Source organism: Streptomyces bambusae (assembly GCF_019400985.1).
Classification (GTDB): domain Bacteria; phylum Actinomycetota; class Actinomycetes; order Streptomycetales; family Streptomycetaceae; genus Streptomyces; species Streptomyces bambusae_A.
Genome location: NZ_WTFF01000338.1, coordinates 1 through 7,769, shown reverse-complemented (window position 1 = coordinate 7,769; position 7,769 = coordinate 1). Strand labels below are relative to the sequence as shown.

Genomic DNA, 7,769 nt, shown 5'->3' with positions numbered 1-7,769 from the left:
CGGCGCCCCGAGGCGGCCCGCCCGCCACCCCCCCTCCCCCCGGCCGGCCGCTGCCCGCACGCGCTCCTCGCCGCCACACCCGAGCCACGGGCCCGAGCCTGGGACCCCCGGCGGGGCTTCCCCGGTGTCGGCCAGATTCACCCCTTCCGAGTGGGGGGGGCCGGGGGGGGGGCGGCCGCCGGGGGGGGGGGGCCCCCCCCACGCCGGTTCAGCTCCGGGGCCGGGGCCGGCCCGAGCCCCGCGTGAGGGAGTAGCCGAAGACGCCCGCGAGGGCGCCGAGGGCGCCGCCGGCCGCCGTCCACACCCAGCGGTCGGACCACCGGCCGCCGGACCAGCCGTCCTCGGGTTCGCGCAGCGAGCCCGGCCGGCCCGGGGCGACGGCACCGGACACCAGCGGCGCGCCGAGCGCGCCGTCGGTCCGGTACGCCCCGCCGGTCTCCTTGACGTCGGCCTCGACCGCCGCCTTCACCGGCAGGCCCAGGTCCTCCTTCTGCAGGCCGACGACCGTCAGGCGGACGTAGTAGCTGCCCGGGAGCGGGTCGTTGGCCCACGGCTCGGCGCCGGGGCGGACCGTGCGCAGGGTGCAGGACAGGTCGACCGCGGCCGCGTCCTTGGGCGCCGACACGGTCTGGGTGCCGTAGGTGCACGCCTGCCGGCGGCGCAGGCCGTCGTACACGTCGAGCTGCCAGGTCGAGGAGCCGTGCCGGGAGGCGGCCGCGGGCAGGGTGACGGTGGCCTTCACAGTCGCCCGCTGCTGGGAGTCCAAGGGCACGACCCAGTACAGGTGGTCGCCGGTGGAGGCGGCGGCGGTCGCCTTCTGTCCGGGCCGGAACGGCGTCGCGGTACGGAAGCCCGTGCCGGCCTCGGTCGGAGCGGCCTGGGCTGCGCCGTCCTTGGTGCTGCCCCGGCCTGGGGACGCCGACGGGGTGTCCGCCACGCCCGTTCCCGTCGCGGCCACAGCGGCGGCGCCGGCCAGCAGGGCGGTGGTCAGTACGCGTACGGCCCGCATCAGTTGGTCCTCCAGACAGAGATGCGCCAGCGGGAGATCCAGCCCCACACCAGGCCGGCCAGCAGCCCGGCCAGGACCAGGGCGGCGAGGAACCACCAGCCGCGTCCGAGGCCGAAGGCGGCCGCGTCGGACGACCGGTCGGGGCCGTCCACGAGGTCGACGGTGAGCTCGACGGGCATGCCCGGGGTGGTCTTCACCCCGGCCGGGGCCGAGAAGGAGTTGCTGACCTGGAGGCAGACGGTCTCGGCGGCGGGTTTGCCGTCCGAACCGGTGCGGCCCTCCTCTTCCTCGTCGTCGACCGGGCCCTTCGGGTAGCGCAGGCCGGTCGAGATCACGTCGGTGCGCCCGGTGCCGGCCTCCGAACCGCGGACGATCTCGCGCCCGTGCACGGTGGTGGCCCGCAGCAGGACGCCGTAGTCGTTGTTCACGGCGCGGTCGGCGGCGATGCTCACCGAGGCGCGCAGCTCCTGGCCCGGTCGGACGGCCACCCGGTACCAGCGGTGCTCGCCGAAGGCCTCGCGGTCGCTGTAGAGGCCGGGCGCCAGCAGGGGTGCGGCCTGGCAGGCCGCGGCGCCCTGGGTGGCCACCGGGGTGACGACCGGGTCGGCGGCGCGGTCGACCAGCTGCCGCACCCGTCCGGAGAGTTCGTTCGTGTGCTGCACCGAGGTGTACGTGCCGCCGGTGGCCTCGGCGATACAGGTCAGCTGGTCGCGGGTCTTGGCGTCCGGGACCAGTCCGAGGGTGTCGACCACCAGGTGTATGCCCTTGGCGGCGATGTCGCGGGCCACCTCGCAGGGGTCGAGCGGGGCGCAGGTGTCCTCGCCGTCGGTGATCAGGACGATCCGCCGGGTGCCGTTGCCGCCGTCGAGGTCGGCGGCCGCGCCGAGGAGGGCCGGGCCGATCGGGGTCCAGCCGGTGGGGGCGAGGGTGGCGACGGCCGTCTTGGCCTCGGTCCGGTCGAGCTTGCCCACGGGGTAGAGCTGCTTGGTGTCCTTGCAGCCGAGCTGCCGGTCGTCGCCGGGGTAGGTGGCGCCGAGGGTGCGGATGCCGAGGAGCACCTCGTCCGGTACCGCGTCGATGACCTCGTTGAACGCCTGCTTGGCCGCGGCCATCCGGGACGTTCCGTCGATGTCGGTGGCACGCATCGAGCCGCTGACGTCCAGCACCAGCTCGACCTTGGGCGGTTCCTTCGCCGTCGGCTCACCGGCCGCGGCGGTCGTCGGGGAGAGTCCGACGGAGAGGGCTGCGAGCAGTGCGCAGACCCCGGCCGCCAGCCATTTTCTTGTGATCATCGGCGGATCGTATTGAGGATGGTCCCACCGCTCCAAAACGGGTTCCGCTTCCGCCGTCCGCGAGGCCCCCGCAGAGCGGTGCCGCGGGCTGCTCCGCACGCGTCGATCGCCCTTGTTCCGTAAGGGTCGTTCCCGCGGTCCGCCCTCGACCGAAGCTGATCGCGCGCCCGTGCGAAGGGCGGGGACGGGGGTCCGACCGGGCTGCACCGGTCGGCTGTCGGACGGTCGCCCTTTCGAGGGATTACGGCCTCCAGCGCCCAACCCGGCGCCCCGAGCTGCCGAAGAGAAGGTGCGGGCCGGGCCGTTCCCGGTCGTGCGGCACCGCGGTGTGCCGCCGGAATCAGCATGGAGGAGTTCTCCGATGTCACGTCTTGTCAAGAACGCGGCGCTCGCCCTGGCGGCCGCAGGCCTGGCGTTCGCCGGGACCGCTGGCACCGCCCTGGCCGACAGCACCGCGAACGGTGTGGCCGTGGGCTCCCCCGGTGTGCTCTCGGGCAACGTGGTTCAGGTTCCGATCCACATCCCGATCAACGTCTGCGGCAACAGCATCAACATCATCGGCATTCTCAACCCGGCCGCGGCCAACGTCTGCATCAACGACTGACGACCGGTCCGTCCGCCCGCCCCGTCCGGCGCCCCGTGGCGCGGGACGGGGCGGGCGTCCCGCTGTCCTGGCGGGGCCCGGTACGGCAAGACCGTGCCACCCCTCCCCGTAGGGGCGGCACGGTCGTTCAGGGGGTGCCCCCGGCCGGCGGGGTCAGGACCCGGACGGGGCTAACGCGGGCGCGGAGGCGCTTCCTGTGACGAGCAGGGCCAGCAGCACGGCGGCCGCCTCGCTCTGCAGGATCCGCGCGGCCCGGCCGAGCCGGCGGAGGTCGGGATCGGGCAGGGACAGGGCCACGCACTCGGGGTTCGGGCCGGACCTGATCGGTACGGCCGCGCACACCGTGCCCAGCGCGTACTCCTGGAGGTCGAACAGCGGGACGCCCGGCGGCCGGGTGTCGAGCTCGTGGCACAGCGCCTGTTCGGTGTCCACGGTGTGCTCGGTGAAGCGGACCGTCCTGTACCGGGCCAGATGGTCTCTGCGGTCCTCGGGATCCAGCTGCGTCAGCAGGGCCTTGCCGACCGCCGAGGCGTGCGCCGCCACCCGGAAGTCGACCCACTCGTCCACCACCGGGGCCTCGGGCCCGTCGGCGTACTGGGTGATGGCGACCTCGCCGTCCTGGTACCGCCCGACGTACACGGCGGCTCCGACGGCGTCCCGCACCACGGCGAGCGTCTGCTGCAACTGCCCCAGCTCCGCGGAGCCTCCTGCGGCGGACAACCGCAGGGCGGGGCCCGCCACATAGGCGCCCGGGCCGGCCGGGGCCGCCAGGTTCGTCCGGACGAGGCGGGTCATCACCCGGGCCAGTTTGAGCTGGGGCAGCCCGGTCTCACGGGCGATCTGCGCCAGGCTGACCCCTCCCGAGTAGCGGTGGACGACCTCCAGGACCCGCAGCGCCCGGTGCACGCCGGCCAGCGCGGCGGGGGGTGGCTGCCCGTCCGCCACGCGTGGCACCCGGGCCACGCCTGACGGGCGCGGCTGTGGGTCCCCGCCCTCCCCCGCCACCTCCACGAGGTGGTCCGGCGGGTCCAGCCGGGCGCCACGGGCCAGCGCGTGCGCCAACGAGGCGCTGGAGGTCAGCACCTCCCCGAGGTCCAGGTCCTCCTGCGGCACCAGTGCGACCACGGCCTGCTTCAGCGCTGCGGGCAGCCGCCGCTCGGTGTACGGGTCCGGGTCCGGCGAGGGGCTGATGCGGGTGAGGTCCTGGGTGGTGATGGGCGGCGAGGTCCAGATCACCGACGCGCCGAGGGCGTCCTCCAGGTCGTCCGGGACGGGCGGCAGCAACGGCAGGCCCTCGTCCGGGTCCAGTGCGGCCGCCTGCCGGTTCCAGTGCCGGGCGGTCGCCACCTCGGCGCGGGTCAGGTGCAGCAGGTACAGGGCTCGGGCGGCGGTACGGGACCCGGCGCCGGCGGCGTACTGCAGCCAGAACTGGGCGCCCTCGGTCAGGCCGCCGAGCCGCAGGAGGCAGCCGAACAGCAGGGCCGCCTCCTGGCTGTGCGGCCAGGCGCCCGGGGCCAGCGCGCGTCCGGTGAACTCCCGGCTGGCGACCACCACCTGGGCCACCGCGTCCAGGGTACGGGCGGCCCGCACGTGGCAGGCGGCGTCGAGCATCAGCTGCCGGTCGGCCGCCGCCGCCAGCGGGCACTGCGCGGGAACCGCGGGCGGCGACGGGCGGGCGGCCACGCTGCGGGCCCGGTCCGCCACCACGCGCCGGGCGATCCGGCGGCGGGCGGAGTACTCGTCGAAGCCGGCGTACTCATCGGTGAGGACCTCCGCGTCCTTGAGGGCCTCGCCCACATCCACGGACACGGCGTCGCGATTGCGCATCGTGTCGCTCACTGCTCCTTCTCCTCTCCAGGGACCCAGTCCAGCCCGATCCTGCGGGCCAGCACCCGGCGTGCGGTGCGGATGTGCGAGCGGACCGTCGCGGGCGCGATGCCCATGAGTTGCGCCACGAGCTCACCCTCCAACCCCGCCAGGTACGTCAGCACCATGACGTCGTAATGGCGTTCCGGCAGGTCGGCGATGGCCGCGTACAGGCCGAGCTTCGACTCCAGCAGCTCCAGCCGCTTGCGCGAGGTGCGCCGCAGGGCCGCGAACCACGCCGTCTCCACCATGGCCACCGGACGGTCCAGGACCGCCAGCCGCCGTTCGACGTGCTCGCGCAGCACCGCCCACGCGAAACCGTGCAGGCTCTCCTGCCGCAGCACCTGCGGCCACACCTTGAGCAGGAACGTGAACACGTCGTCGACGACGTCCACCGCGATCCGCCGCGCACCCAGCTGGAGATGCGCGTAGTGCAGGTAGACGCGGTGGTGCTGCGAGTGGAACGCCAGGAAGTCCACCGGCAGCACACCGGACAGCTCGCTGGAGACCGTCCGGTCCCCCGACGGGTCGAACTCTCCTTCACCCATGCGCGCCCCCGTGTCGCTCCCTGACCGGGTCAGGTACGGGCGGGCGGGCGGTGGCGGCCGCTATCAGCACGAGGACGGCGTTCTCGACAAGATCCACGGTGGCGCGAATCCTTCCGGGTCAAAGGTGGAGGCTCCCCCTTCGGCTGCCGGTCCCCCAGGTGTACCGGCAGCCGGAACAACGACAGCAAGTGCTCTCACGCACCAGCCAAGCCGAAAGACCCACCGAATGTGCACGCCGGTCCCGACCGGTTCGCGGCAGCTGGCGCATCCGCCGCGCCGCGCGCCCCCTCACGCCGGCGCGCACGCCCGCCACCCGGGTGCGCGCCGGAGGGTCCGGGACCGGTCGACCGGTCCTCGTCAGCCTGTCGGCGGGGTACGTGCCTCGTGCCCGCCCGTGAGGCGGGTGAACTCCAGGGCGCCCCGGACCGCCGCCCCGCCGGGGTCGTTGTTGAAGTAGGCGAAGACGTCTGCGTCAGCCGGCCAGGTCCCGGCGATGCGGGCGGCCCAACTGCGCAGAGCGGTCCTGCCGTACGCGGGCCAGGGCGCGGCCCGGCCCTCGTGGAAGCGGACGTACCCCCAGTCGGCGGTGCGCCACAGCGGGGTGACCGGCCGGGAACCGTGGTCGGCCCAGCACAGCGCGGCCCCGCGGTCGGCCAGCACCGAGCGGACCTCGTCGGTCCACCACGAGTCGTGGCGCGGTTCGACGGCCACCCGGGTGCCGCGCGGGAAACAACGCAGGCAGGCGTCGAGGGCCTCCGGGTCGGCGCGCAGGGTGGGCGGGAGCTGGAGCAGCACCGGGCCGAGCCGGTCGCGGAGGGCCGCGGCGTGCTCCATCAGGCGGTGGACCGGCTCCTCGGGCTCGCGCAGCCGCTTGATGTGCGTCAGGAACCGGCTGGCCTTGACGGCGAACACGAAGCCGGCGGGGGTGCGTTCCCGCCATGCCGCGAAGGTCTCCGGCTCGGGGAGCCGGTAGAAGGCGTTGTTGCTCTCCACCGTGGGGAACGTCCGCGCGTACTCCTCCAGCCACAACCGCTGCGGCACCTCGGGGGGATAGAGCACCCCGGACCAGTCGCGGTACTGCCACCCGGACGTCCCTACGATCACCGGCACACAGGGCGTGTTCCCGGCCGGGCACGCCCCGATGCGGTGGCGCGGCACGGGCCACCCGTCCGGCGGGCCCCGTCCAGCGGTCCCGGCGTAGGGCCGGGTGGCCGTTACGCCGGCCCGACCCGGACGGTCTCGATCCAGGCGGGTGGCGCGGGCGCGTCCTCACCGATCAGGGCGGCGATCAGCCGGCAGGAGGGGGACTCCTGCGGCCAGGGGGTGTAGCCGTCGGTCAGGACGACGACGATGTTCGGGCGCTCCGGCCCGGCGAGGGCGGCGTCGATGCCGACCCGCATGTCCGTGCCGCCGCCCCCGCCCAGCACCACCTGTTCGGCACTGGTCACGCGGGCGACGGCGTGCACGTCGGCGTCGCAGGCCAGGACGGCGACCCGGTTGCCCCGGACCCCGACCTCCCGCAGCACGCCGGTGACTTCGCCCAGGGCGGCGGCCAGGTCGTCCTCGCCCATCGATCCCGAGGTGTCGACGACGATCGCGACGCGGGGCAGCGGCCGGCGCAGGCTCGGCAGGACGACCCCGCGCAGCGCGGGCGTGCGGCGGGAGGGCCTGCGGTAGGTGTAGTCCACGGCTCCGCCGGCCCAGGCGGCGGCCTCCCGGACCGCTCCGGAGAGGGCCTGGCGCCAGTCGACGGTGGGTTCGAGGACCTCCTGCGCCCAGCGCTGCCAGCCCGCGGGCAGCCGGCCGCGGGCGCGCTGGTGCGCGCGCATGGCCTGGGCGGTCGTACGGCGCAGCGCGTCGGCCTCGACGGGGCCGAGGCGGGCCGGGCCGGCGCTGTCACCGAGCTCCCAGGGAACGGGGACGCCGTGGGCGCCGGAGCCGCAGTCCAGGGAGCAGCCGGCCGGGGTGGGCGGGATCGACGGCAGGTAGGTCTCGAACAGGCCGCCCTCGGGCAGGCCGTAGTCCTTCGGTTCGACCCGGCCCGCGGGAAGCAGGAGCCCGTCGGCGAGCAGGTCGTCGTTGATCTCGCAGTCCTGGGCGATGTTGACCCGGACGGTGTCCCGCTGGTCGGCGGCCGGCAGCCGGTCGGAGCGCCCGTGGTGGTCCCTGAGCAGGTGCGCCACCTCGTGCACCCAGACCCCCGCGAGCTCCGCGACCGGTGTGGCCGCCACGAAGCGGGGCGACACGTAGACGCGCCAGTGCCGGTCGACGCCCATGGTCGGCACCCGGGTGGCGGGCACGACCGTCAGGGAGTACAGCGCGGAGGCGAGGTACGGCCGGTCCTCGGCCGCCCGGTAGCGGGCGGCCAGCAGCTTGGCGGTGTCGAGCAGCCGCGCGGCGTCCTCGGGCCGCCCGGTGTGCTCGCACGGCGTGCCGGGCCCGGGCTGGGC

Annotated in this window: 7 protein-coding genes; 1 reads left to right on the top strand and 6 read right to left on the bottom strand. The window is 75.1% G+C overall.

The window, feature by feature from the left end; translation table 11 throughout:
- Positions 1 to 208: 208 nt before the first annotated feature.
- Both GPJ59_RS30640 and GPJ59_RS30635 read right to left on the bottom strand, forming a co-directional pair.
- Positions 209 to 1,009, bottom strand: coding sequence for a hypothetical protein (locus tag GPJ59_RS30640; protein WP_219671175.1), 801 nt, complete (start codon positions 1,007 to 1,009; stop codon positions 209 to 211).
- Positions 1,009 to 2,301, bottom strand: coding sequence for a VWA domain-containing protein (locus GPJ59_RS30635; protein ID WP_219671174.1), 1,293 nt, complete (start codon positions 2,299 to 2,301; stop codon positions 1,009 to 1,011). Before GPJ59_RS30635 ends, GPJ59_RS30640 begins: the two co-directional genes overlap by 1 nt.
- Before the next feature lie 361 nt (positions 2,302 to 2,662).
- Between GPJ59_RS30635 and GPJ59_RS30630 the strand changes: the two genes are divergently transcribed.
- On the top strand, positions 2,663 to 2,905 hold the full coding sequence (locus tag GPJ59_RS30630) for a chaplin (RefSeq protein ID WP_219671173.1): 243 nt from the start codon (positions 2,663 to 2,665) through the stop codon (positions 2,903 to 2,905).
- Between the two features lie 153 nt (positions 2,906 to 3,058).
- Here GPJ59_RS30630 and GPJ59_RS30625 read toward each other — a convergent pair whose 3' ends face one another.
- The 4 genes from GPJ59_RS30625 to GPJ59_RS30610 all read right to left on the bottom strand — a co-directional run bounded on the left by GPJ59_RS30625 (position 3,059) and on the right by GPJ59_RS30610 (position 7,709).
- Positions 3,059 to 3,850 carry an IclR family transcriptional regulator gene (locus GPJ59_RS30625; RefSeq protein ID WP_219671177.1) on the bottom strand — a complete coding sequence of 264 codons (792 nt, stop codon included), beginning with the start codon at positions 3,848 to 3,850 and terminating at the stop codon, positions 3,059 to 3,061.
- Positions 3,851 to 4,740: 890 nt separating this feature from the next.
- The gene (locus GPJ59_RS30620; protein WP_219671172.1) at positions 4,741 to 5,319 is read right to left on the bottom strand and encodes an RNA polymerase sigma factor; all 579 of its coding nucleotides are present in this window, start codon (positions 5,317 to 5,319) and stop codon (positions 4,741 to 4,743) included.
- Positions 5,320 to 5,676: 357 nt separating this feature from the next.
- Positions 5,677 to 6,429, bottom strand: coding sequence for a DUF72 domain-containing protein (locus GPJ59_RS30615; protein WP_219671171.1), 753 nt, complete (start codon positions 6,427 to 6,429; stop codon positions 5,677 to 5,679).
- Between the two features lie 104 nt (positions 6,430 to 6,533).
- Positions 6,534 to 7,709: a vWA domain-containing protein gene (locus GPJ59_RS30610; protein WP_219671176.1), complete on the bottom strand. Its 1,176-nt coding sequence runs from the start codon at positions 7,707 to 7,709 to the stop codon at positions 6,534 to 6,536.
- Positions 7,710 to 7,769: the final 60 nt, after the last annotated feature.

Excerpts from the sequence above, each read along its gene's own strand:
- GPJ59_RS30635 (WP_219671174.1), bottom strand. The coding sequence starts at position 2,301 with ATGATCACAAGAAAATGGCTGGCGGCCGGGGTCTGCGCACTGCTCGCA.
- GPJ59_RS30620 (WP_219671172.1), bottom strand. The coding sequence starts at position 5,319 with ATGGGTGAAGGAGAGTTCGACCCGTCGGGGGACCGGACGGTCTCCAGC.
- GPJ59_RS30630 (WP_219671173.1), top strand. The coding sequence starts at position 2,663 with ATGTCACGTCTTGTCAAGAACGCGGCGCTCGCCCTGGCGGCCGCAGGC.
- GPJ59_RS30640 (WP_219671175.1), bottom strand. The coding sequence starts at position 1,009 with ATGCGGGCCGTACGCGTACTGACCACCGCCCTGCTGGCCGGCGCCGCC.